Source organism: Eisenbergiella porci (genome assembly GCF_009696275.1).
GTDB classification, from domain to species: domain Bacteria; phylum Bacillota; class Clostridia; order Lachnospirales; family Lachnospiraceae; genus Eisenbergiella; species Eisenbergiella porci.
In genome coordinates this window covers 171440-196107 of the sequence record NZ_VUMI01000003.1, presented here as the reverse complement: position 1 = coordinate 196107, position 24668 = coordinate 171440, and the positions used below count along the sequence as shown (strand labels likewise).

The following is a 24668-nucleotide window of genomic DNA, read 5'->3' as shown; positions in this document are numbered from 1 at the left end:
GCCAGGTCCCGGAAAGAAAGGATGTCGAGATGTTTCTGTATAAAATCACTGTAAAGTGTATTCATGGCAATAGCCCTCCTTAAAAGATTTTTGCAGTATTCAAAAAATCTATGTGGAGGAGCACGAACAGGCTTGAAAAAAAGTAAAAAGGTCGATATACTCATACATGTAGGATCCCTACGGTATGAGACGCCCGGTCGCCAAACTAAGCACTCATCCGTAGGGTTTTTCCTTTCATAAGGATAAGGCTATTGTAAAAGAAAAAGAGCACCGTGGCAACGGTGCAGAGAAAAGATAAGAAAGGCTATTGCACAGCATGTGCGATTTGGTTCAATTTTGCAATGATCACCTTCCTGTTAAAGTCTCCGGAAATACAGTAAACGAGACATTTATTTCCGGGTTCAAATGTAAGCGCTGTCCCATTTTTTATGTCGTAGCGCTGTTGGTTGACAATGACCTGGCAGGTGCCGTCGCCATTGTCTTTTTGTACGAAGCCTTCGTAATCAAACTTCACATTTTTTATATTGTCGGCAAATGCTCTTGCGAGGACAGAGACTGCCTTTTCATCATATTTTTCCATGTTTTTTCAGGGTATGCAGTTTGGGCATACCCTTACAATTACCCCCTTTTTGAAAGTTCCTGTTTGATTTGTGTGGGCAGGCGCATGACAATCTGCCGGGAGAGTGTATCCGTATCCCGGACATTTTCAAGAATAATGTCCCCGATTGTGACATCAATTTTATTGTCCTGATGATTGTCTGCAAAAATCGGTGAGGCTGCGGCTGCGTTAGACTGTGCCAACACGGAATTGCGGGGCTGCAGTTCGGGCAGCGCGGAGGAGAAAAGAACCGGGCTGGCGAGGGACAGGTTTTTGACACCGGAAGAAGCGGCGCGTCTTTTACTGCGTATCAGTGCCAGGGTCTTGCTGTTGTTAAGAACTATGTCGCCGGGGTTTAAATCGGTCAGGGTCGGGGATGAGGTGATTTGGTAGGTACCGTTTCTCCGGATGATAGTTTCCAGCTGGCCATATTCAGAAACCATGACATTTTTATCGCCATGAGAAAGGCCTCCATTCGCCTGGGTTATTCCGGTAGTGCCGGAGGTAACGGAAAAGTTACCGTCCTGGGGATTTAAGAGAGGAATAATCGCGGCAATGTTTCTGAGGTTTTCAAGAATGCCGGAAAGAACTCCGTTTAGTTCCTGCCATTTTTGGATTTGGGCAGGAATTCCGGTTTCTTCATCCAGCGCGGCCTGGGATTGGGCGGCCATGGCCTCCATCAGGGAACCGGAATCCTCGCCGGAGCTGTTTTCTCCTTCTGCGGAGGATTTTTTTCCGGAGGAAGAGCCTGCAATGGCTGCTTTGGCTGCTTCGACGCTTCCGGCAATGCTTTGCGTGGAATCTTCCGAGTCCTCGCCGCCGGCAAAAGCATCCGCAACATTATTGAGCATGGGAACGCTTTCTTTTTCCAGGCCCGCAACCGCGTCTATGAACGATATGTTTCCATTGCCGGAGCCCTGGGAGGGAGAAGCGTTTGTGCCGTTGTTTTTTCCAACGGATACGCCGGTAGTGCCGACGACGGAGCCAGTCATTATGCCCGCGGCCTCAGCAACTTTGGAAAATTGGTCCATGACGCTGCCAAGAGAGTTGTTCAGGTTTTCAAAGTCTACGCCTTCTGCCAGGATTTCCATGTACTCCTGTGTATCGGTTAAATATCCGGTGAGAGAAGACAGGTTTACATTTTCCAGCTCGGATAAGGCGTTCAGCATTTCTGAATTGCCGGCGTAGACATCAGCCATCAGACTATCGTGCATTTCTTTAAAATTGCGGATGGTTTCCTCTGACAGCAGTGTACTCGGATCATTGGGATCGATTCCTACGGATGCCAGCTTAACTTTGTCTTCGGCCTCTTCTATGGCGTCGCCCATTTTTTCCCATTCGGATTTGGCATTTTCAGCGCCCTGAATCATACCGTCCCAGTAGGTTTCGGTATCCTCTATAATTTTTCCATAATATTCGTCAACCTTGTCAATCTGTTCGTCGATTGCATCCTGTTGATCCTTCAGCGTATCCTTTTGCTTTTCCAGGAGGGAAATCTCTTTTTCTATGCCGGCAATGCGGATTTTGTCTTCCGCTTCCTTGACGTTTTGTTCCTGGTCACGGATTGCGCCGGTGTCCGTCCGGTATACGAAGCCTTTTTCTTTACCGCTGTAGGTAAATTCCGTTCGCTGATTGCGCAGCCTTTCAAGCTCATACTGTTCTTTTTCCAGATTTATGGTGTTTTCGTGGGCTTCATTTTCTTCATTGATGGTATCGATTTCGGCCTGTTTGGCGTCAATCTGCTTATCAATCAGCTTTATCTGCTCCTCAAGGGCGTCTTTCTGGGCTTCCAGCGCCTCTTTGGCGGCATCCTGCTGTTCCTTGAGGGAATCCACTGCGGCGCCCTTCTGCTCTTCCAGGGAACTGATGTATTTGTCTATCTGTTTGGTAGCAATGGATATGACGGAATCATGGAGGCTGAGCATGCCGTCAAGATATTCTTTTTTGTATTTTTCGTATTGGTCGGTGTATTTTTCGTTGTTTTTGTAATACTTTTCGTTGAGGGCGCGTAGGGCATCCAGGTATTGCTTTTCGTTGAGGATATCGCGGTCTCTGAGGTCTTTGAGTTGGTTGTATTTTTCGTCGAAGGCGGTGACGTAGGCATCAGCTGCTTCTTCACCCGCCTGACTGCTTGAGGATTTATTGGATTGTTTTGTTGATTCATTATTGAAGGGCAGAAGATTATTGCCAAAATCAGCTTCAACACTATTTCCTGAAAGGGCGTCTTTCAGCTTTTTATTTACACTATCTAATTGAGAAATGGCGGCATCTATTCTTCCGGCATTACCAGACGCGAGCGCGTCCTCATAAAAATTTTTTGCACTTGCAAATTCCGAAAGAATATCAGAAGAAACACCGGCAGCGGTTGCAAGAGCCAGTACATGATTGATATCATCTTCGGTGTTTAAAGTTACATTATTGCAATATAGCTTTTTCAGTTGTAAGAGTGCCAATGCCTGTCCGGCATATTCAGCAGAAACATGTTCATTAACAAACGCTTCCATTTCACTGTCGGTTGCTTTTGCTAAGTTAAATCCGGCATCGCTAAGAGCATCGGTATTATTTAAGAGTGATTCAAAAGCGACAATTTGTGAATTTGTAACGCCCATGGATTCCATAGATGATGCAATTACACTGTAATTAGCTGTTGTAATATCACCGAGGTTAGAAGAAACAGAGGATGCCATTTCATTAAATGCATCATGTACTTCATCGGCAGTTGACGTGGAGTCAGAAAGCACAGAAATAAGGTTTTCATATGCTGAAATATCAATGGAACCGCCTGCTTTTTGTATTTCTTCCATTCCATCCTTGATTGAAGTGAAAGCATCAAGATCTATGTTGTCTAATGAAAATATTTCTTCACCATTTTCGTCAATACTGAATATATTCTGATAGGCTTTTCCAATAGAATCAAATGCAGGAGTTAATTGCGAATTTAACTGATCGATAGTATTAGATATTTCACTTACAGGTTCTTCATCGGAAGGCATATTTTTTTCGGCTTCAGCCAGGGCATATAGCTGTTCTACAAGGGCTTTTGTAGCAGATTCCCCAATAAGCTGGCTGCCTTCTATGGCATCGGTAAGTTCAGAATATCCTTCGAGAGTTTCCGGTGTAAGTTCGCCTGATTTAGCTAATTCAAGGAGTTCTGCCTTGGTTTCGTCTAAATCAGCATTGTTAAAAATATTGTCAAACTCAATGCGGTTCCAGGCTTCCGGATCAGTGTACTGGTAAATCAGTTTCATTCCCTGTTCCAGATTATCGTAAAAGGCTTGTTCATCCTCTGTTAATTCACGGTAATCCATGAGGTCATTAAGATTATCCCTATAACTTTGCAGAGCAGGCAGATTATCTTCTAACTGTTCTTTGTAAGATTGTTCTCTTTCATTTAGTGATGCCAGCCAGTCTGTATTACCAGTATTTTCTGCCTCGACCTTTGCCTCCTGCACTTTTATTATTGCAGCCGAAAGTCCTTCTATTCCCTCCTCAGCTAAGTATAAATCCGATGTTGGTGTAATTGTTAAATCACCATATTTTGATTCCAGATCTAAAACGTCTGAATTACTGAAATTATCGTCGCCAAATTCTTTTTTGAATGCATCCATATTTGCTTTGGACATTTCTTCTGAAGAACGTTTAAGTTCTATATCCTTAATCGCTTTTTGGCGTTCTAATTCCTTAGAGGATTCCCGGAGCCTTTCAAGCTCTTCCTGCTCTACAAAACTTAATTTAGGAAGACCTTCAAGCTCTTTAATCCGTTCGGCATTATTTTCAAGTTCGGTAGTTAAGTCGTTGAATTCCGATTTTATAGAATCAAAGTTGCTTTTTGAATTATTCAGTGTTTCTTTTGCAATCTCAACCCGGTGTATAAAGTTATCAAATGCAGTAACAATCAATTGAATAACAGCTGTTATTGCCCAGGAGGCCAACATATTTCCCGCAGCTGCAAGTCCCTTAAGGGCAAGTTCTCCTGCTTTTGCGCCTAAAGACATCTGCCCTAAAGTTTTGTTATATTCGATAGAGGCCTCCCGTGATTTTTTATAGGCGGCCACCATATTTTCTTCATTACGTATTTTCCCTTGGGTATCTTGACCATATTGGGCAATCCAACCGTTTCCTGATTCTTTCTGTTTATCATAAAACTCTTGCCAAGTGATAGAATTATTCTTTACTTCTTCATCAACCTGCTTTAACTTTTTTATCCAGTCATCGGCATCAAAGGTTTGTTCATTCATTTTAGGAACAACAACGGGAGTTTTTTTCTGATTAGAGTCTGTGCTTCTGTTTGCAGAAACAGAAGTTAATTTGTTTGCGGCAAATATATCTGAATGGTTAAGGCTGCCAGAAATACCATTTGAATATTTATCTAATGATTTACCCAATAAGTTATCAATTTGAGTAATAGCCTTTCCTAATTCTCCGTAATTGATTTTTATTGATACCGGCTTTTTTTCTATTTTTTCTTTTAAACTGCCCCACAGCTTATGCGTCTGCTGTTTGGCTGCCTTATCATTCACCTTTACACCAACACTAATTTGACTTTGCCCCTGCAGTTTCTTCTGAACATCAGCCAACTGCCGTTTCATTATTTTATATGTTTTTTCTTCATCCAGCATAGCCGTAATACGCATTATTAAGTCAATATCCATAAACACCTCCTGTTTTGGAGTTTGAATTGTGCCGGTTTATTTCGCGGCCTCCATTTTCCGAAGCTTCTGGGCATCTTCGTGTATTTTTTCATACATTATATCCTTGAAGTCAGGCGCGGCCACCATTTCTTCCATGAATTTCAGGACCGTATCCATATTTTCACCGCTCAGTTTTTTCTGGATTTCCGCGGTATCGCCCAGATAAGAATGGACGAGATCCGTAACATCCTTAAAAGCAGAGGTGATCTCCGCGCTGTTGATAATAAGCAGGCTCAGAGCGTCTCTGCGCAGTTTTCTAAGCTTCAGGTAATTTTTAATTTTAACTAACATTGTATTCTCCCTTCCGCCGTCTCTTTACGGCGATCAACAATTATGTTTTCATAATGGAACAAAATCAGTGCAGCTGTTCGATTGCCTGTTTTACCTTATCGTATCCAACCATAGCGCCCAGCCAGTTGGCAATTCCCATGAGAGGGATGTAGATGATATTTAACGGGGTAAAAGGAATGCCGGAGCCTGTATAATAGAGAATGGTTCCGCCGCATCCGAGAATCAGCGCGATGATGAGCACGACGATATTGGAGGCGTAACGGATATGCTGCTCCTCCAGGAATTTTTTCACCGCCTCGGTCACGGTTGAGGTTAAGACGGCAAAGGACATCAGTAAAAACAGAAAGGTTGTTATATTCATAAATTTATGCCTCCTTTCGGACAGACGGGCCGTTATTTTCAGTCATTTCATTTACCGGCTTGTTTTCCAGCCAGTATTTCCAGGCTGCCTTGGTCTCCGGGATAAAATAATAGGCGATCAGCCGCCTGCCGTAGCCTTCATCGATCCAGACGGGCTGGACCTTCATTTTCGCATAGGTCAGAATCTGTTTTATGTTGCAGATTCTGCATAAATTGGATTCGCCATAGACTTCCTTCACATCTTCAAAGCTTCTGTATTTAATTTTGACACATCTCCTTTTTCGTAAAAAATAGGGATATAGAAACCGCAAAATATTGTGATTTCCATATCCCTTTTACCAATTCACAATATTCATAATCATCCGGCCATAATGCCTTTCCTTAGAACTCCTGGAAACACAGGGCGGCGGACTGAAAAACTCCGCCGCCCTGCATTCGTAAAACAGGCAAAAGGCGGAAGCTGGCTTTCGCTCCTTTGCCCGGATAACCGCTGTATGACCAGCTTTTTTATCCGCAGAAGCAGATTTCTTTATTCCGCTTCATCAGAAATTTCAACGATTTCCGCGAAGTTGCCGTCCTTGTCCTCAAGCAGATCAAAGGTCATGGTGATGCTTGCAGGATCACCGGCGGAAGACTGGGAAAGAGAGAAGTTTCTCTGAGGCTGTGCCTTGTAGAAAATCATCTTGTAAGGCGTCAGTACCTCATTCTCGTCCTTTTCCACGGTATCCATGGTAATGTAGTAAGCCTTGGGAAGCTTGCTGTTGTTGATTGCGATGCGTTTTACGCCGCTTGCCTTTGTGGCAACATAACCAACCTCATATTCCTCGCCTGTTTTAATGTCGCCTTCCACAGCGGCGGTAAAGGTGCCATCTGCAAAGGTGCCGGCGATTTCTGTGCCTGCAAAATCCCCATTCTTGTATACAAATACGGAACCTGCCATGGCGTTGGCGGGAACCTTCAGGCTGCCGTCTGCATCTGCTTTCACCACAGCTTTTTCCGGATATGCGGCATCTGTTTCGATAACGCCGCCGGAAATCAGTGAATACAGCTCAAACGGATATACCTGTGCTTCAATGGTAATGGTTCCCTCGATCGGATTGGCAAAAGCAATCCTTTTCACACCCTTTGCCGTGGCGTACACGGATTCGCCGGTAAGCGCCTGCGTGGTTGTATTGGCTGTTTCAAAGAAGAGTACGGGCTTTCTGTCAAGGGAACGGATATCTACATCACAAACCTGTCTGTTGGCTTTATTAATATTGGGCATAGTAAACCTCCTGATAATTTAATAGGTGAAACAGTCCGGCGATGCGGACCGAATGAAGTTACGGTTTGATACATTCAAACCACTGCGTGAAATCAACCTTGTTGTCCTTGTTTCCCCATGCGGCAACGGACATTTTGAGCACGTCAAAAATGGTGTTCTGCTGCATCCGGGCGAACAGGTCGTAAACCTGGTAAACGGTAAGATCCCATATGTTCAGTATGTTGATGGAGCTGTGGCAGGCCGAAATGGCTGAAATAATATTGGGAAGCTCCAGCTTGGGATCCGGTTTCGCGCCTTTTTCTTTTGCTTTCTTTCTCTTATTCAGTTTTTCAATTATTTTGGCAGCCGTCTTATTTTTGGCATCGGCGGCATCCATGGTGTTTACGGATACTGCGTTTAACTGCAGTATGATGCTTTCCAGCTCGGAAAGCTGCCGGGAATTTATGGTGCAGACAGGATCGGCGCTCTCGGCGCCGAAAATAAGAAATTCGTTCTCCTCCGGTGAATAGATGATCTTTTCACACAGAAAAAAGGAGAGAGCCTGGGTAAGCGGAACCACTATTTTTCTATCAAAGCCGAAAATATCCAGGCGGCCTGTCAGGGCGCGCTGTTCCTCCGTAAGACCGGCGTATTCGGCCCGTATGCTCAGAATCTGCTGCTTTTCTTTTTCCGTATAACCGGCAAAATAGCTGTCGCCCTGCAGCTCCATATTTTTGTAATAGGTGTCAATATCAAGAAGCAGCATGGACAGATACATATGATAGGTATTGAATTTATCGGGCAGCGCGTCGATTTCCCTGAGAGTGGGGGAGCGCACGCTGCACAGGTTCAGTTGGAGCGGAGTGGGGCTGATCAGAAGAGCATAGTCGAGAGTCAAAATTCTTATCCCTTCATTTTAAAGTCAGGCACGGTAAATACCAGCTGCCTGCCGTAAAACTGGTTTTCCAGCAGGTTATTTGTTACCGATTCCAGATGCAGCGGGCCGATGCCGAACTGGTTGGAGGCACGCAGCTCCCGCTCGGCCATATCGGCGAGAATATCCGGTTTTGTTCCAAGATAATCCTCCTTCGCATACTGCATCTGCTCCAGACGGCAATAGGACCATACGATAATTTTCATATCCTTGATCATGCCTGTGGGAATCTGCGGAACGTCCACCTCAAAGCAAAGACAGGCATTCATATCGGCCTGGGTATTTATATGGAGGTAAGGAAAAATCCGGGTATAAAGGAGGCTGTCCGCTTCGTCCTGGGTGTAGGAATCCTTTTCAAGCAAAAGACGGCAGATGTCAGGAGAGTTTATGAAGGTGGATATCAGCCTGGTTTTGTATAAACCGATATCGTTCAGGATTGATTTTTTCATAAAGTTATTTTCTCCTTCTGAGAAGAGTTCTGGTGGGAAGAAATGATGAGGGAACGGTAATATTTTTCATGCAGCCTCATAGCCTGCGCCGATTCCGTCATATAATAGGTGCGCGCCGGCTAAGATGGGAACATAAGGGACGGCTTTGAAAGGGAGTGGGCCAAACTATATGGTAAGCTTAAAAGCCGGCAATAAGAGATTGGTTTCAAAAGAAATGGCCATTTCGTATCTGTTCTGCGCAGTTTGAAAGAGGCAGGAGCCTGCTTACTCTCTCATAATAAACACGCTAAATTATCTGGCCGGAGGCTTTAAAATACAGGTTTTTAAATTTTCCGTTCCGCAAAATTAATCCGCCGGTTTAAAATTCGATAAAAATGCCTCTTTGTTCTGCCGGTAGAGCGTATTCAGCATCCGCCTGCCGTATTTAATCCCGTATTTCCTTTTGCAGTTGGGATTGTTGTTTTCCTCTGAAATATCCATGGCAATTTCAATCAGGCGGTTGATGGTTTTGGGATTGCCGATTTTTATTTTACCCATGGAGGAAAGGAAGGCATTGGTGGTTTCTTCGAATTCCACAAGGAAATCCTCCTCCTCAAACCGGTTGTGGTTCATTTTAATGAAGCTGTCATAGGTGCTGACCAGCTGTTGTATTTTGCTGATCTGCCTGTCGTTTGCCTTTCCCTCCAGATGCAGGACGAACTGTCTGGTGGGGAGGGCGTTTTCCTGGCTGGCGCCCTGGATTCTGTCCAGGCATTCCTGAAGCCAGTTCATGGGACAGACAAGCTTATGGTTGATCCGGTCATTGATTTTCATCTTTTTATCACGGATTTCTTCATAAGGAATATCTTTGCCGTTTTTGGCGGCGGGGATTGTTTTGACATATTTCATAAATAACGGAAAGTCCTTCCTCTCCTCATGAAGCCTGGGATTCATGCATTCCATGGCCCTGATGCGTTCGATTTCAGACAGGGCGTCCACCTCGTATTCCCGCTTGCAGCCGTCAATAATTACCTGGGCCAGCACAGACAGGATCACGAAGCTGTCATAAAGCTCGGGAGCGGGCGTGGTCCAGTAGTAGGTGAGGGCCAGCTGGGCCAGATTGCTGGACTCCCCGATGCCGCGTCTGGACAGGGCGAACTTGTTGTCCATCCGGGCGTATTCCAGGGGCGTATTGCGATAGGTGACGCCGCTTTCCTTCAGCCGGTTTACGATGGTCGGGTATTGCTCATAGCAGATTCCCGCGTATTTTACGAAGGTGGGGTGATTGGTGACGAAGAAAAAATCGGAGTCATGGTCCAGGCCGTTTCCCCGGTCCTGGATATCTGTGCCGATGCAGTTCACTACGATGATGTTGTCGCTGAAGGGGAAATATTTTTCCATTTCAGGACTGCGGCGGTTATGGAGATAGCAGACGTTGTTCGGTGAATTATGGGGGGAACGGAAGGCGCAGAGGTATTCGCCGTCTGCAAATCTGCCGGTATAGCACTGCACCGTGCCCGGCTCCTGCATAAGCGTGGGATCCTGCATCCAGTCGCCGCCTGCCGCATATAAAAGCAGCGCGTAGGGATTGCTGCAAATGGTAAGGTTATCTCCATTGACCATCACCTTGCCGCTTCTTATTTTATTGACGTAGGCCCTGATAATCTGCCTCTTTTCGTAACGGTACCATTTGCTGTTGGCAAAGGCCGGGTTCCGGCGGTATAAATCCGCCATCATTTCATAGTGGTTCACCTCATTGGCATTTTTCCGGAGAAAAATTTCGAATTCCTCATCGTCAGCCTTCAGCTTTTCTATGTATTCCATGCTGTACTGTGCGATTGCCTTAACATCGTCCCTGGTACAGGGCAGGGTGTTGAGCATCTGGTAGCTTAACTGCTGTACGTCGCCCAGCTTGCTTTTGTGATCCGTTTTTACGATGCCGAAGAGGGATCCGTCGGCATTGACCCGGCCACACCAGTAATGGTAGGCGTCCAGAGGGGAAGCGCCCATCAAATCCGTGAATTTCAGCCATTTTACCGCGTTGTCGGTGGTGATGATTTTTATATCCTTTGCAAGATGCCATTCGCCGAACATATCCTGTAGCTTCCAGGTCTGAAAGTCGATGCCCTTCTCCTCGCACCAGTCCTGCATAAACTGTTGGATCCGTCCCCTGAAGCCGCATGCCTTAAAAAAATGATTGCGCAGAAGCGCCATGCCGTTGACCCAGGCGGGAAGACAGGAGTCCTCTATCAGGGCCATGCCGTCCCACATGGTGTTTTTTACCTCTGTCTCTTCGCGGGATACAATGCATCTTTTTTTTACGGCGGGTATTTTTTTGTATACCTTATTATAGAGGGGATTTCCCTGCAAATCCAAAAGCCCTTTTTCCAGCGCGCGCTGCCTGGCCTTTTCCGTACCTTCTTCATCGATGACCCGCCGGGTTCCTTCGTATTCCTCTGCCCGCACCACATTGGCCATGGTGGTAAAAAAGCTGTCCTGATCCTTTAAAATCAGGATATCCTCCACCGGGATGGAAAATGTGTCCAGGATGGTGCTTGTCGTGAGCGGGGCATAGGCGGACAGCTCCACGATTTTCGCATTTTCAAGGGGCATCCGCCTGCCAAGCCCCATGGTCATCCAGTCATAGGCGGCGTCATACAGTGTTTCGTTGATAAACATGACCTGTCCCAGCTTGGCTTTTGCGCTGTTCCGGTAAAGCATCCTGTAATGGATGCGTTCCTCCCCTGTCATATTTCCCTGCCTGTCCCTGGCGGTATAGGTGACGGATACGCCGTCTTTGTAAAAAAGCTCCCGTATTTCATCCTTACTTTTTTTACAGTATTTATGTTTGTTCTGGTTCACTTTTTCGATGATTTGGCGTAATTTTTCCCGGCCCTCCTCATCGGCTTCCTTGGCAAGCAGGCTGCCCAGATGTTTTATTTCTTCCTCATAGGAACGGGAGCCGAAGTCAAAATCCAGGCAGATAATATCCCTCGTCAGCCTGTCCTTATACAGCTTCATGCCGTGGTTTTGCAGAAAAATCCGGAACAGACTGTGGTTCAGGACGCCGGTGGTATAGTCGTATCTGTCTCTGATGCCAAGATTATAGCCATACAGAGTTCCTGCTTTAATATTGAGAATTTTAATTCCTGTTTCGTTTATGATAATCACTCCTTCTGAAAAAAAATTGACGGGTTGTGCGTGCCGGGATTTATCTGGTCTGCTCCCGGAAACGCCTGTGCGCGCCGGCTATTTTATCAATGGTGTAGGCGGCGGGACGTTCCGTGCTGAAATCAGAAAGCCGGATGCTGCCGGTGTATTCCCTGTGGAATTCTTCCCGCGTGGGAATGTGGGTGTCCCTGTAGGGCGGGTGGTATGCCGTCCTTCCGGCCTGGATGTGTTCTTTTAAAATCCGTAATTTTATATCGCTCATGCTTTTGCCTCCTTTTGAAAAATGCATTTTCCGCGAGTAACGAGCCAAGTGGATGTACTTGTGCATCCGTTTGACGACTGCCGCGAGAGTCAAATATCCCGCGGTTCACGGCGGTGGGGTGACTTTTAGTGGGAACATACTTTATTTCTCCGTTTGAAAATAAAAGGAGCGGTTCACAGCAAGGGAGGCTGAACTGATACAGTTATGGAAAGAAGGAAAGGAAGTTACTGAGTCCTGTTAATGGGACACTGAATGTATTATCATATAGAATATAAAGGCGTATAGGAAATAGAAAACAGAACAAACGTTCGAACAAATATTGACAAGAACATATGTTCGATGTATACTCGAGCTATCAAAGCAATAAAAAAAGACCAATCCTCAAACGGTGTTGGCGCACCTCGGATTGGCCTTAAGCACTTATTACATAAGCCTTACCCAATGGGGAAAAAGCTTATGAAGTACAGCAGAAGCTATACATCTGCATTATTACATAATAAATATTGTATAGTCAAGCGATTCTGCTGAATTTCCCAACTGGTTTTTTTGAAGACAGAACGGTTCTTTCCTAATGCATATGGAAGGAACCGCTCATATCAATGCGGTATCGCAGGCCTGCCTGCGATATGCGGGAGGTAAAAAATGGACAATGACAATTTATTAGAGGAGTATTATACGCAGAATGCAAGGAAGCTTCGGCGTATGGTAGACAGGATTTTACGCAGGTTCAGCGGTATATCGCAAAAGGATTATGATGATTTTTATTCCCTGGCCAATGAAGTGTTCACCGGTGCCTTGCGGCGTTTTGACGGAACACAGAGCTTTGAGGGTTTTTTATATGCCTGCCTTTTCAACAGAATCAAGACCGAATTTACGAAGAGAAACAGGGAAAAGAGAAAGACGGATACCCAGTCCGTTTCGCTGGATACGCCTGTTGGCGATGGGGAAAGCGTGCTGGGCGATATGCTGGAATCGGATTTTAATATGGAGGCCGAACTGGAAAAAAAGGAACCGGACTTACAGAATACATGGATAGGGCAGTTCCTGGAAGAGCTGTCCGGCGTCCAGAAGAAAATCGTGCGCATGAAGCTGGACGGGCTGACAAAGGCGGACATTATGGAACAGCTTCATATCAATGAACATACCTATAGCAGCAATATGAAGAAAATAAAGAATTTTGACAGGAGCCGGGTCCTTCACAGACATAAGGAACCTGAGCTGGCAAACGTGCGGGAGGGAAAATTAATGAATAAAGTGATATCTCAGACAGCCGAGAAAAGCAAACCAAAAAATTACCAGGTGTATGCCATCATCCAGAGAATGTATGATTACTCAATCCGCCTGGATCATCCTTTGCAAAGGGAATCCGAACAGTGGAGCAACGTAATGAAGGGAAATCTGATTTCCGATATTTTACAGGATAATCCCATTCCGCCCCTGGTTTTTGCAGAGCAGGTAATTGACGGTGTGGTCATCATCTGGGCGATTGACGGGAAACAGCGCTGCTCCAATGTGGAGAGCTTCCGGAGGAACGGCTTCCGAATCAGTAAAAATGTGGAAAGATATCAGATTAAATATCAGACGGCCGCAAGGGATCTGGAGGGGAACATCATTTTTGATGATAACGGGCTGCCCCGCTATGAGGTGAAGGAATGCGATATCCGGGGCAAATGCTATGCGGATCTGCCGGAAAAATTACAGCAGAATTTTAATGAATACAACTTTGAGGTGACGCAGTATTTAAATTGCAGCAATGAGGATATTGAATACCATATCAGGAGATATAACGCATCCAAGCCCATGTCGGTGGCGCAGAAGGGGATTACGCACCTGGGAGAGCAGTATGCAAGGATCGCAAAGGCCATAGCCGGGAAACCGTTTTTCAGGGATAAGGGAAATTACAGGATTTCGGAGTTTACAAACGGTACAATGGACAGGGTGATTACGGAAAGTGTGATGGCGATCAATTTTCCCGGGGACTGGAAGAAGAAAAATGAGGATATCTGCACATATTTAAAGGAAAATGCAAAAGTGATCCACTTCAACATTTTTGAGGAATATATAGACAGGCTGGATGAGGTAATAACGCAGGAAACAGCGGAAATGTTCAATTCCAGGGATTCCTTCCTGTGGTTCGGCCTGTTCCGCCGTTTTACCAGGGCGGGAATGGAGGATGAATGCTTTATCCGGTTTATGAAGGAGTTCAAAGACAGGCTGCATGGCAGGAAGGTGGGCGGCGTTTCTTTCGATGACCTGAACGAAAAATCAACAAAGGATAAAAATATCGTACATCAGAAAATGAATCTGCTGGAATCGCTGATGGATGAATTTTTGCATATCACACGTGAGGAGACCGTGGAGAAGTTCGTGGTGAAGAACGCAAGGCTGCAAAGCTTTATCGGAGAATTCAACCAAAGCGATATCGTGAAGGTAATCAGAGTGCAGCCGGAAAAGGAACAGGTAAAGCTTGCGATCCAGTCGCTCATGGTAGTTTCCGGGAAAAAGGGCTTCTCCGACAGGGAGGTTCAGAAAATTCTGAACGCAGGCGCACCGGGAGAAGAAGAAATGGACGATACCCTGCTGTATCTGGCGGCCTTGAGTGACTGGACGCTGAATGTAAACAATAACTCCCGGCTTTTAGAACAGGGTAACCTGCCGGCGCTGGTAGGGGTGGTTGCCTATGCCTACCGGAATGAAATTGATGACCACATCTGTGAGGAATGGCTGGAAAAGTATGTGGAAAGCTTCGATACCGGCGGCGGAGTATGCGGGGAAATCATGGAACAGCTGCATAAAATGATTTCGGATTTGGTGCATTTTGCAGCGTATAAAAGGAGGCGGACGGCGTAGGCGCCGGTATTCGGCGGAATACATAGCGTTAGCGTGCATCCGGTCCATTGCGCAGGAATTTTGAATGGTCGGGGGCAGTTACAGTTTGGTCACAGGTTGAACGGGAACCTCCTGGAAAAGTATTCATGCGAAAAACCTTGACTCTCACGCAGCGTGATGATGTAGGATAGATATATGCATAAGCCGTATCACTTATCAGGCATTCTGAATGCAGACGGATGCCCGGGCAGGATTGCGGTATTCAGGAGGGATTCAAATGAAAACAATAAGCCAGGTGGCCCAGCTGACAGGGGTGAGTGTCAGAACCTTGCAGTATTACGATGAAATTGATTTACTGAAGCCGGCGGCTGTTACCGATGCAGGCTACCGGATGTATGATGAAGCCGCCCTTGAACGGCTGCAACAGATTCTGTTTTTTCGGGAACTGGATTTCCGGCTGAAGGAAATCAAAGAAATTATGGAAAATCCGGAGTATGACAAGCAGGAGGTATTCCGGAAACAGAAAAAAATGATCCGGGCAAAGAGGAACAGGCTGACCAGGCTGCTGAAGCTTTTGGATAAGCTGGAGAAGGGGGAAGACTGCATGAGCTTTGACGCATTTGATTTGACCGAATATTTCGAACTGATGGAGAATTTTAAACAGCAAAATGAAGAGGAAGTAATCAGGGTATGGGGAAGTGTGGAAAACTATGAAAGGCTAATAAATAAGGTAAAAGCGGATGAACAGAGGGTGGGTGAGCTTGCCGTCAAATATTATGGCAGCACTGAAAATTATACCAGAGTGATTGAGGAAGGGCTGAATAAAATCCCGGATATCATAAACGATGCCTGGACACAGAAAACCAATGCGCTTTACAGGAAGCTTACCGGGGATTTAACCCGGGATGCCAGATCCGAAGAAGTACAGGCCATTGTCAGGGAGCTGATGGAGCATACGCAGGGACGGGTGAATAAACAGGGCTGGAAGAAGCTTGTGGAAAGCGGATTTTATACGGGACATGGAATTAAGGAAGAAAATGATGCGCTTTATGGGGCGGGAGCTTCCGAGTTTATGGAAGCGGCCATGAAGGAATATTTTTCTCATATCAGCCCGGAAGAACTGGCAGACGAAGCGGGCGGACCAGAAGAAAGGAAGACTGAAAAATAATCGGTTTATCCTTTACGAAGCATGTGTCCGGAAGTACAATAGATAAAAAAGCCGCTTTAAATACGGACACAGGGGGACAGAGGATGAAAGCCAATATTATAGCCGTTTTTGATAAAGAGAAGGAAAAGGTCCTTGTATGCAGAAGAAGGAAAAATCCTTATAAAGGCCTGCTGAATTTTGTGGGCGGCAAGATTGAAAAGGAAGAGGACGGCCTGACGGCAGCCTACAGGGAACTGTGGGAAGAAACCGGCATTACGGACACGGATATAGAGCTGACGCATCTGATGGACTTTAACTATCTGGTGTTTGATAACTGGCTGGAGGTCTATTTCGGCCGGCTGAATAAGGATTTTACCGTCAGAGGAGAGGAAAACGAGCTGCTTTGGATAGATATTTCTTCAGATTTCTTTGATGTGACACAGTTTGCGGGCAGAGGGAATATGGGGCATATCATGGAACTGATTAAGGAATATGAGAGTGATTTGCCCGATGAAGGAAAATACTGAAGCGTATTGATTTCTTATGATAATTCAGCTGCATGAATTATTACGCTTGGAGGGGGATTGGGATGGAGGCTGTATTGATTTTTATTGATGGAACCATATGCGATATGAGGCACAGAATACCAGCTATGGGGACGGAAAAATTTTTCTCGGAGGAAAACCTGGCCAAAGACAAACCTACGCAAGGTAGTGTGGAGTGTCTGAATGAACTTGCTGAAGTATATGAGCTGGTTTATATAGGAGCCAGACCGGATATTTATACAGATGCTACACATAAATGGCTGCTTGATGCCGGTTTCCCGGAGGGGAAGGTATATTTGGGAAGCAGCCAGCAGGAGCGGCTGGATATTGTTAAAGAACTGAAAAAACGTTTTGTATTCCGGGCCGGAATCGGGGATCGGTGGGATGACAATGAACTGCATCTTGAATTAGGCTGCCAAAGCTTTATTTTAAAGGAATGGAGTCCTGACTGGGATGTGGTAAGAAAACACCTGGAAATGAAACTGGCACCGCGTGTCAGATATTCCCAGTTCAACGCGGAGAATATCAAAAAAGAACTTTTGCAGCGCTATGAGCTGGAACTGCCTCTCAGCTGCCGGTTCTATGATTTTGGCATGAATGACATTTATCTGATAAGAGCAGGAAATACAAATTATTACCTGCGTATTTCCCTGGCGGGGATCCATCAGAGAATGGATTATCTGGAAGAAATGAATATCATAAAGACGCTGGCAGAAAGGGGGATCCGGGCCGCAGTACCGGTAAAAATGGCGCATGCTGCCGATTCTGACAATCCTTTTGTATGGGAACTTGCGGCGCCGGAGGGCATCAGATACGCAGCATTGTTTACGGAAGCTCCGAAGCAACCGTCCGAAGATAACGAAAGCTGTGCTTTTCATTTGGGACGAATGCTGGCAATGCTGCACCGGATTGCAGATGAGGAGAACTTCCGTGTTTCCAGGGAACCTATTGATATGATGCAGCTGGCGGAAAAACCTCTGGCCGGTATCCGGCCCTATCTGGAAAATCGTCCGGCCGATTACAGATGCCTGAAGGAAGGCGCGGCAAAGCTGAAGATTTTTATCAAGGACAGACTTTCGGAAGCTTCACCGGAATATGGTTTCTGTCATGGAGATCTCCATAGCGGTAATGTATTTTTCGAAGGAGTTGATCCTACGATCTTCGATTTTGATTGTATGGGCTATGGATGGAGGGCATATGACATCTGTGTTTATGCGTGGGATGAGAGCTTTCAGAATGAAAAGTTTATGGAAGGGAATACATGGAAAAAATATTTGGAGGGCTATGAATCTGTAAGACCCCTCAGCAGGGAAGAAAAAGAGGCCATCCCCGCATTTGCAGCCCTGAGAGAGCTGTGGATGATTGGGCTGCATGCAGAAGTAATGGAGAAAAATGCGGGGTGCTGCTGGTATCAGGATGATTATTTTGATTATCAGCTTAAGGTTTTCAGGCAGTGGTTGAACCGGTGCGGCCTGTTAAGTGAGTAAGCTCCGCCAGCCAGGTTCAACTGCTTCTGCGTATTTATGAAGCGAATTTCAATGGGATCCGCCATGTATGAGCTCCCTGCTTCCGGGAATTTAGTCGTCGTGTGTTTCCGGCACGTTTGGATTCGTATCCATATAATTTACCGTGGTAAACATTCCGCCCAGAGTGGGAACTCCGTTGTTGGTCACGTGGTGCGGCATATGGCAGTGCATGGGCCATACGCCCGGATTGTCGGCGATGAATTCCACGTCCCAGGTTTCGCCCGAGGCGACAAGAATTGTATTTTTGCATATCTGAGCTCCCGGCTGGATGGGAAAGCCGTCTGCGCCGGTAACTCTGAACTGATGGCCATGCAGATGAATAGGGTGGTGATGCATCTGGATGTTTCCGAAACGTATCTTTACCTTGTCACCGCAGTTCACCTGTAAAGGCAGTGTCTGGGGATAGCTTTTTCCGTTGATGGTAAAAAAATTGAACATCGGCTTCACGAAATTCAGCGGATATGTACCTGGTGTGAGATCTCCCCAGGGCAGAACGTTGACCGCCCATTCCTGAAGAATGCACAGATAGTCTTTATCGGGAGCGTCAAACGTCCGGCACGGATTTTCCACAATCAGGCCGCCAAACAGCCCCGCATTATCCTGGATGGGAACCTCTACATGAGAATGATACATATAAGTGCCCGGAGGATTACAGATAGTAAAGGAGTAATCAAAATATTCCCCCGGATAAATATAGGGGGAAGGTTCCAGCGGAGGCACCCCGTCCATGAGATTGGGAACCTCCAGGCCGTGCCAGTGGACGCTGGTGCGGTGCGGCAGATGATTGGTAACGCGTATGGTCACTTTATCCCCGGGAAAAACATGAATCGTAGGGCCGGGGGTGGAACCGTTATAGCCCCACGCCCGGATGACAATGCCATCCACAAGCTCCCATAAAATTTCCTCTGCTGTCAGTTCAAAAAATTTTCTCCCGTTTACAATGGTATAAGGCAAGTCCTGAATTCCTGGTGTGATTACCATAAAAATATCCTTTTCCCTGGTTTGGCAACTGTTCAGTACCCTCGCAGCTACCGCTAAAATACAGTCGCCTGGTTTGTAACAATATATTACTTCTTTTGAAAAATATGTTATATATCAAATAAGGTGATCCTGTCTGGCCGGAGAAGTATTTTTCCTGGAAAGAAAACAGAGCAAGAACGGAACAGCTGAAAACAGAACGGCCTGCTATACTTAACTTACCGTACGGAAAGGAGCAGGAACTTGGAAAACAAAGAGATGCTGCAGCATATTCTGCGGTATATTGATGAAAATATACGCGAAGAACTGTCCGTATCGATATTGGCGGAGGAAGCGGGATATTCGCCGTTTCATTTCAGCCGTATCTTTACGAAAACGGCCGGTATGCCGGCTATGAGTTATGTTACCAGGCGGAGGCTGCAATATGCCCGCTACGATTTGTCACAGGGAAAGAAAGCGGTGGATGCCGCAGTGGAATATGGTTTTGAGACGCATGCCGGATTTACAAAAGCATTCAAAAGATGCTTTGGTTATCCGCCGTCCTTCTGCTTCCTGCGCACCGGCATCATGCCGCCCTGTGAAAAGGATCAGGAATATTTTTTATCCGGAGAGGAAAAAGGAGAAAAGAAAATGAATCCACATATTTATGAATTTACGCCGTTTTCTGTCATTGGTTATCCGCAGAGACAAAGAAAATCCAATGTTAAGAGGACTGCCGATATCCCGGCCTACTGGGACAGTCTGAAAATGGACAGCGCCGCGCTGCTTACCAAGCTGCATGATACCTTCACGGCGTCTAAACATTTTGAGATCAGCATGTGCTATGACATTGATACGGAAAACGGGGAATTTACATACCTGTTGGGAAGAGGTATTGATAATCCCGCCGATTATGAAAAAATGGAACCGGATATGACAAGAGTGGACATCCAGGGAGGACTGTATGCTGTCTTTTCCACGCCGCCTGCGGAGGATTACCTGGTTGCGATTCAGGATACCTGGCATGAAATACTCACGGACTGGCTGCCTGGCTCTGAGTTCGAATTTGACGATACACGCTATGATTTTGAGTACTATGATCACAGAGATCATGACTGGTATTTCGGAGGAAAGGTACAGATGGATATCTGCATTCCCATTCGCGTGAAAGAAAAATAAATTCCATAAAATATATTCCGGAAAATAAATACCGAAAAATAAATTTCGGTAAAAAAATCCTGACAATCAGCTCTTCCCGAAGGCGATATATGAAACTTCCCGTCCTTATGCTTTCTGCATAAAAAAAGATGAGCACAAAGAATACTGCCGGATGTGGTAGATTAACGGTAAGGCTGCAAAACAGAACAGCTTGAAGAATGAGAAAGGAATGGCTTGCTGTTATATCAGACGGAGAAAAGGAAGTGAGATACGATGTGGAATAATAAGCGGGAGTAAGTGCAATACAGGATGTGTGATGATAATCGTGATGAGGTTCAGGATAAGATGTGGGATGATAAGCGTGATGAGGTTCAGGATAAGATGCAGGGTGATAAGCGTGATGAGATACGGGATAAAATGCAAAATGAAATACAGTCAGTTCTGACAAACTGGGAAGTGTTGGGAACAGCAAAGCAGATTTATTCAACAGCCTGGGCTATATCGGATGAATATGTACTGAAGGCATACGATAATTTGGAGCAACTGAAAAAAAACGGCCGCATGCAGATGCTGCTCTGCCGGATGGGTATTCCCGCAGCAGAGATTATTCAAACGCGCAGAGGGGAAATCTATGCAGCTGAGGGCAGCAGGTATTATATGCTGTCCCGAAAGCTGCCCGGCAGCAATGCTGCGGATATTAAAGCGGATGGAATGGCTGAGAAAATGGGGGAGGTTTTGGGCAGCCTGCATCAGGTCTTCAGTAAATGTGAGGAAATCCTGTATACGCAGTATGAGCCTGCAGACGAAACAATCAGCTTCCCTGACTGCAGCCTGCTGGAGGAAATGAACGGCTGGGTAAAGGAAAGCCTGTACCGGGAACATTGGATGGATGAAAAAAACTTCTGTAAAGCGGTACAAAAACTGGCGGAACACTATGAGGAGCTTCCCAGGCAGCTGATTCACAGAGATGTGCATCTGGGCAATTTCCTGTTCGATCAAGGGACGTTTTCCGGGTATATTGATTTTGATCTGAGCCAGAGAAATATCCGCGTTTTTGACCTGTGCTATTTTCTGGCAGGACTGCTTGCCGCCCAGGTAGGAAATGGTATGGAGGAGATACAATGGTATGATGTAATCAGCAGAACAACAGCCGGATATGAAAGCCGTATTCCCCTGACCGCAGCGGAAAAGCAGGCGGTTCCGTATGTAATGGAAAATATTGAGCTGTTGTTTGCCGCCTATTTTAATGAACCGGAAACGAAACATTTCAGGGAAAATGCGCTTGAACTGTTCTGGTTTATTTGTAAAAGAGAGGAACAGATCTGGTCGGCGCTGTATAGATAAGAGCTGTGCTGTACAGGAAAAGAAGAATGACAGCCGGAGGAGGCGGAAAAAGTGAAATTGACAGAGAAAAAGGATTTACTGGTAAATGCAGTAAGTACGATGAAAAGTGTGGAAGCGATCGGAGCAGTACATTGCCTCTTTCCGGATAAAGCCGGAAAACTGCTATGAAAGGATAAGAAAGGCGATAAAACTTTCCGCAGAACCGGAAACGATAGAGGCCTGCTATGTAGTGTGGAGGAAGCTGGTGGAGGAGCTGGAAAAACTTGTGGAGGAGAACTTCGTCAGAGAAGAATAGCGCTCTGGCGCCATGCTCCGAAAGGTTTTCAGGGTAATATTTTCCGGCTGGGCAGAATCCATGATGCAGGTTATAATAAATGAGTCCGGTGCACTGTTACTAAAAAGCTCTCCGTTTCTATATGGAAAAAGAGAGGAGGGCAGTGCAAAGAACCGATAAAATAAATTGTGGCAAATACTATATAACGATATAACTAAAGGAGCGCACATGGATTGGATTGAACGGCTGAATAAGGCCATGGAATACCTGGAAGAGCATATGACGGAAGAAATTTCCTACGAAAAGGCGGCGCGTATTGCATGTTGTTCCGCCTATCATTTTCAGAGGATGTTTGCCTATATGGCAAATGTGCCCCTTTCCGAATATATCCGCCGCAGGAGGATGTCTCTGGCTGCTGAGGACTTGCAGAGTTCAGATGAGAAGATTGTGGATATCGCCTTAAAATACGGCTATGCATCTCCTACAGCCTTCAACCGTGCTTTTCAGGGAGTACACGGCGTAGCGCCGTCTCTGGTGAAAAAAGGCAATGTCTCTGTAAAGGCCTATCCGCCGATCAGCTTTACCATAACGATAAAAGGAGCGGTCGGGCTGGATTACCGGATAGAAGAAAAGAAGGCCTTCCGGGTTATCGGTGTATGCAGCCCACTGCAGGCTGAAGTGGAAAAGAATTTTGCCGTCGTCCCACAGCTATGGCAGCAGGCGGGATCGGACGGCAGCCTTTTTAAACTGGCCGGGATGATGGACGGTGAACCCAAAGGCATTTTGGGAGTGAGTGCCTGTAATGACGAAGAAGAGTGGAAGTATCTTATCTGTGTATCCAGCACTCTTCCTTTACCGGAAGGGTGGGAGGAGTATCTGGTGGAAGCATATACTTGGGCTGTTTTTACCGGCACAGGTTCCTGCCCGCAGGCGATCCAGCAGCTTGAACAGAGAATTGTGACGGAATGGCTGCCCGCTTCCGGCTATGAATATGCAGACGGCCCTGATATCGAGGTATATCTGACTCCGGATATGCAGAATTCCAGTTTTGAGGTGTGGATACCAATAAACAGAAAACGGCAGTAACGGACTGCAGACGAACTGTAAAAAGAGAGTGAAAACACATGAGGCTTTCACTCTCCCTGATTATATAGTGGTTTTACTAAAACATCTGCAATGTGGATAGGTTCACATCTGCTTTAGTTTATAATAAAAAATTCCAATGGAATGATAAACTTAATAAATACCCCATGCATTGCTTCTAACAATTTCTCATAAAAATATTATCAGTCTCACCGCCGTAATTCATCAGAACATCAATTTTTTGAAAACCGTATTTCTCATATAAACCAGTGATGCCTGAAGGTATATACACCCTGGTAAAGCCCACTTCTTTTGCATAGCCTGCCGCACATTCAATTAGCTGCCGGCTGATCCGGTTCCCTCTGAAACGAGAGGACTGCGGAAATAGATAAAGACATAGGTCTATTGAAATAAGAAAGCCGGAGGAGAAAAATTTTTATCTGCCTTTTTTAATCTGACATACTGTTGTCATATTATGTGTGTTAGGATGAATACATCAAAAGACGAAAGGAGTCAGATATGGAAGAAAGATTTTGCCAGAGCTGCGGAATGCCTATGGGGGATACCGATGAATTATACGGAACGGAGGCAGACGGCAGCAAGAGTACAGACTATTGCTCCTATTGCTATGCGGACGGCGCATTTACATCGGAATGTACGATGGATGAAATGATTGAAGGCTGCATCCCTCCCATGCTGGAATCAAATCCCGAATTGAAGGAAGAGGATGCACGCAGTATGATGCAGCAGTGGTTCCCCGTCCTGAAACGGTGGAAGAACAACTAAATATAAAAAAACAGGGAGCGTGTCAGCATTACAGGTTAAGCTGAGTTCAATGCAGTGCCGGCAGACTCCCTTTCTGTCATACCAGAACATTTATTTCTTCTTTTCCCTGATAGGAATCCATATTTCACTGCTGTAATCATAGGAATGGGTATCTCCCATTGTGTACATTTCCACATTAAAACCGCTCGCAAACTCATACCTGGAGTTCCCCGGCAGCCATTCATTGAAAATACGCGAATTCACCGCCTGAAGTGCGCCGGGCATCGGCCCTGTACACCAGAATTTTGCTATGGTGCAGCCCGGCAGCAGGGCTTGTGTCATACCCTCCGGAAGCTCCCCTCCCCTGTAATCGCCCGCGATAATATAACGGAACTCCCTGCAGTTACCAGGGATTTCGATACAGATGCCGTACTTTCCGATACAGCAGTCCCTGACCTGGGCCGGCGCATTTTTATTGCAGTATTTCTGCTTGAAGCTGTTCCAGAAGGACGGTATTTCATCATATGCGCTGTCGAAGGAGAAGATCCGCTCCAGACCGATTACCGGCAGCGGATCCATTTTTTCCACTGTATAATTCAGATTACTTCCGCCTTCCACCGTGATTTTTATATGAAGCGGCTGAAAAACCTGAAGTTTGTCAGGATTTTTTTTCAGCTGCATGGGAGCCGCCCCATGAAAACGGCTGAAGGCTTTTGTGAAGCTTTCAGGAGTTTCATAACCGTATTTGTAAGCCAGGTCAATGATCCTGTCATTTCCGGCCAGCACATCCAGCGCGGCAAGATACAGCCGTCTGCTGCGAAGATAAGCGCCGATGGTCATTCCGGTTATGATTTTAAAGCCCTTCTGGAAATAAAAGGGGGACAGGTTTATATGAGCGGCTATATCCTCTGCTGTAATATTTTCCATCAGATGAGCTTCCATGTAATTTACAGCTTCCTTCATTGCTTCCAGCCATTCCATACCGTCAGTCCTTTCTTTCGTGCAACGCACATTTCTGCTTAAAGTTCCATCCATTATACATGATGGCAGATTAAGTTGCCT

At 45.9% G+C, this 24668-nt stretch carries 21 protein-coding genes; 9 read left to right on the top strand and 12 right to left on the bottom strand.

The annotated features are described in order from the left end of the window. Positions 1-304: 304 nt before the first annotated feature. The 10 genes from FYJ45_RS03205 to FYJ45_RS03160 form a co-directional block, all read right to left on the bottom strand. Positions 305-580: a hypothetical protein gene (locus FYJ45_RS03205; RefSeq protein ID WP_154463448.1), complete on the bottom strand. Its 276-nt coding sequence runs from the start codon at positions 578-580 to the stop codon at positions 305-307. A gap of 38 nt (positions 581-618) precedes the next feature. Continuing rightward, on the bottom strand, positions 619-5250 hold the full coding sequence (locus FYJ45_RS03200) for a coiled-coil domain-containing protein (protein ID WP_154463447.1): 4632 nt from the start codon (positions 5248-5250) through the stop codon (positions 619-621). Between the two features lie 36 nt (positions 5251-5286). Then, complete coding sequence (locus FYJ45_RS03195; protein WP_154463446.1) at positions 5287-5580, bottom strand: hypothetical protein; 294 nt, start codon at positions 5578-5580, stop codon at positions 5287-5289. A gap of 64 nt (positions 5581-5644) precedes the next feature. After that, positions 5645-5941 carry a hypothetical protein gene (locus tag FYJ45_RS03190; protein WP_021637552.1) on the bottom strand — a complete coding sequence of 99 codons (297 nt, stop codon included), beginning with the start codon at positions 5939-5941 and terminating at the stop codon, positions 5645-5647. A 4-nt stretch (positions 5942-5945) separates the two neighbouring features. After that, the gene (locus FYJ45_RS03185; RefSeq protein ID WP_154463445.1) at positions 5946-6179 is read right to left on the bottom strand and encodes a hypothetical protein; all 234 of its coding nucleotides are present in this window, start codon (positions 6177-6179) and stop codon (positions 5946-5948) included. A 290-nt stretch (positions 6180-6469) separates the two neighbouring features. Further along, on the bottom strand, positions 6470-7204 hold the full coding sequence (locus FYJ45_RS03180) for a hypothetical protein (protein ID WP_154463444.1): 735 nt from the start codon (positions 7202-7204) through the stop codon (positions 6470-6472). 58 nt (positions 7205-7262) lie between these two features. Beyond that, positions 7263-8081 carry a hypothetical protein gene (locus FYJ45_RS03175; protein ID WP_154463443.1) on the bottom strand — a complete coding sequence of 273 codons (819 nt, stop codon included), beginning with the start codon at positions 8079-8081 and terminating at the stop codon, positions 7263-7265. 5 nt (positions 8082-8086) lie between these two features. Continuing rightward, positions 8087-8566: a hypothetical protein gene (locus FYJ45_RS03170; RefSeq protein WP_025490994.1), complete on the bottom strand. Its 480-nt coding sequence runs from the start codon at positions 8564-8566 to the stop codon at positions 8087-8089. A 345-nt stretch (positions 8567-8911) separates the two neighbouring features. Continuing rightward, a complete protein-coding gene (locus tag FYJ45_RS03165) occupies positions 8912-11716 on the bottom strand; it encodes a hypothetical protein (RefSeq protein WP_276891092.1) in 2805 nt (934 codons plus the stop codon). A gap of 40 nt (positions 11717-11756) precedes the next feature. Then, positions 11757-11978: a hypothetical protein gene (locus FYJ45_RS03160; RefSeq protein WP_025490996.1), complete on the bottom strand. Its 222-nt coding sequence runs from the start codon at positions 11976-11978 to the stop codon at positions 11757-11759. Between the two features lie 642 nt (positions 11979-12620). Here FYJ45_RS03160 and FYJ45_RS03155 point away from each other — a divergent pair. The 4 genes from FYJ45_RS03155 to FYJ45_RS03140 all read left to right on the top strand — a co-directional run bounded on the left by FYJ45_RS03155 (position 12621) and on the right by FYJ45_RS03140 (position 17986). Then, entirely contained in the window at positions 12621-14828 is a 2208-nt protein-coding gene (locus FYJ45_RS03155; protein WP_154463442.1) for a sigma-70 family RNA polymerase sigma factor, read from the top strand. Between the two features lie 256 nt (positions 14829-15084). Next, the gene (locus FYJ45_RS03150; RefSeq protein WP_154463441.1) at positions 15085-15975 is read left to right on the top strand and encodes a MerR family transcriptional regulator; all 891 of its coding nucleotides are present in this window, start codon (positions 15085-15087) and stop codon (positions 15973-15975) included. An 83-nt stretch (positions 15976-16058) separates the two neighbouring features. Beyond that, positions 16059-16481: an NUDIX hydrolase gene (locus tag FYJ45_RS03145; RefSeq protein WP_154463440.1), complete on the top strand. Its 423-nt coding sequence runs from the start codon at positions 16059-16061 to the stop codon at positions 16479-16481. A 62-nt stretch (positions 16482-16543) separates the two neighbouring features. Beyond that, positions 16544-17986, top strand: coding sequence for a phosphotransferase (locus FYJ45_RS03140; protein ID WP_235930527.1), 1443 nt, complete (start codon positions 16544-16546; stop codon positions 17984-17986). A 90-nt stretch (positions 17987-18076) separates the two neighbouring features. On the opposite strand, the gene FYJ45_RS03135 is transcribed toward FYJ45_RS03140, so the two are convergent. Beyond that, positions 18077-19006, bottom strand: a complete 930-nt coding sequence (locus FYJ45_RS03135) for a multicopper oxidase domain-containing protein (protein ID WP_154463439.1) — start codon at positions 19004-19006, stop codon at positions 18077-18079. Positions 19007-19246: 240 nt separating this feature from the next. Between FYJ45_RS03135 and FYJ45_RS03130 the strand changes: the two genes are divergently transcribed. From FYJ45_RS03130 to FYJ45_RS03110, 5 genes are all read left to right on the top strand, one after another. Then, complete coding sequence (locus FYJ45_RS03130; protein ID WP_154463438.1) at positions 19247-20161, top strand: AraC family transcriptional regulator; 915 nt, start codon at positions 19247-19249, stop codon at positions 20159-20161. Between the two features lie 288 nt (positions 20162-20449). After that, complete coding sequence (locus tag FYJ45_RS03125; RefSeq protein ID WP_154463437.1) at positions 20450-21484, top strand: phosphotransferase; 1035 nt, start codon at positions 20450-20452, stop codon at positions 21482-21484. Positions 21485-21590: 106 nt separating this feature from the next. Next, on the top strand, positions 21591-21779 hold the full coding sequence (locus tag FYJ45_RS03120; RefSeq protein WP_154463436.1) for a hypothetical protein: 189 nt from the start codon (positions 21591-21593) through the stop codon (positions 21777-21779). Positions 21780-21986: 207 nt separating this feature from the next. Further along, positions 21987-22844, top strand: coding sequence for an AraC family transcriptional regulator (locus tag FYJ45_RS03115; protein WP_021637534.1), 858 nt, complete (start codon positions 21987-21989; stop codon positions 22842-22844). A 516-nt stretch (positions 22845-23360) separates the two neighbouring features. Further along, entirely contained in the window at positions 23361-23627 is a 267-nt protein-coding gene (locus tag FYJ45_RS03110) for a zinc ribbon domain-containing protein (RefSeq protein ID WP_021637531.1), read from the top strand. A gap of 90 nt (positions 23628-23717) precedes the next feature. Here the strand turns inward: FYJ45_RS03110 and FYJ45_RS03105 are convergent, their stop codons facing one another. Further along, entirely contained in the window at positions 23718-24587 is an 870-nt protein-coding gene (locus FYJ45_RS03105) for an AraC family transcriptional regulator (RefSeq protein WP_154463435.1), read from the bottom strand. Between the last annotated feature and the right edge of the window lie 81 nt (positions 24588-24668).

Excerpts from the sequence above, each read along its gene's own strand:
- FYJ45_RS03140 (WP_235930527.1), top strand. The coding sequence starts at position 16,544 with ATGGAGGCTGTATTGATTTTTATTGATGGAACCATATGCGATATGAGG.
- FYJ45_RS03195 (WP_154463446.1), bottom strand. The coding sequence starts at position 5,580 with ATGTTAGTTAAAATTAAAAATTACCTGAAGCTTAGAAAACTGCGCAGA.
- FYJ45_RS03105 (WP_154463435.1), bottom strand. The coding sequence starts at position 24,587 with ATGGAATGGCTGGAAGCAATGAAGGAAGCTGTAAATTACATGGAAGCT.
- FYJ45_RS03180 (WP_154463444.1), bottom strand. The coding sequence starts at position 7,204 with ATGCCCAATATTAATAAAGCCAACAGACAGGTTTGTGATGTAGATATC.
- FYJ45_RS03190 (WP_021637552.1), bottom strand. The coding sequence starts at position 5,941 with ATGAATATAACAACCTTTCTGTTTTTACTGATGTCCTTTGCCGTCTTA.
- FYJ45_RS03145 (WP_154463440.1), top strand. The coding sequence starts at position 16,059 with ATGAAAGCCAATATTATAGCCGTTTTTGATAAAGAGAAGGAAAAGGTC.
- FYJ45_RS03160 (WP_025490996.1), bottom strand. The coding sequence starts at position 11,978 with ATGAGCGATATAAAATTACGGATTTTAAAAGAACACATCCAGGCCGGA.
- FYJ45_RS03155 (WP_154463442.1), top strand. The coding sequence starts at position 12,621 with ATGGACAATGACAATTTATTAGAGGAGTATTATACGCAGAATGCAAGG.
- FYJ45_RS03205 (WP_154463448.1), bottom strand. The coding sequence starts at position 580 with ATGGAAAAATATGATGAAAAGGCAGTCTCTGTCCTCGCAAGAGCATTT.
- FYJ45_RS03200 (WP_154463447.1), bottom strand. The coding sequence starts at position 5,250 with ATGGATATTGACTTAATAATGCGTATTACGGCTATGCTGGATGAAGAA.
- FYJ45_RS03125 (WP_154463437.1), top strand. The coding sequence starts at position 20,450 with ATGTGTGATGATAATCGTGATGAGGTTCAGGATAAGATGTGGGATGAT.
- FYJ45_RS03115 (WP_021637534.1), top strand. The coding sequence starts at position 21,987 with ATGGATTGGATTGAACGGCTGAATAAGGCCATGGAATACCTGGAAGAG.
- FYJ45_RS03170 (WP_025490994.1), bottom strand. The coding sequence starts at position 8,566 with ATGAAAAAATCAATCCTGAACGATATCGGTTTATACAAAACCAGGCTG.
- FYJ45_RS03110 (WP_021637531.1), top strand. The coding sequence starts at position 23,361 with ATGGAAGAAAGATTTTGCCAGAGCTGCGGAATGCCTATGGGGGATACC.
- FYJ45_RS03135 (WP_154463439.1), bottom strand. The coding sequence starts at position 19,006 with ATGGTAATCACACCAGGAATTCAGGACTTGCCTTATACCATTGTAAAC.
- FYJ45_RS03150 (WP_154463441.1), top strand. The coding sequence starts at position 15,085 with ATGAAAACAATAAGCCAGGTGGCCCAGCTGACAGGGGTGAGTGTCAGA.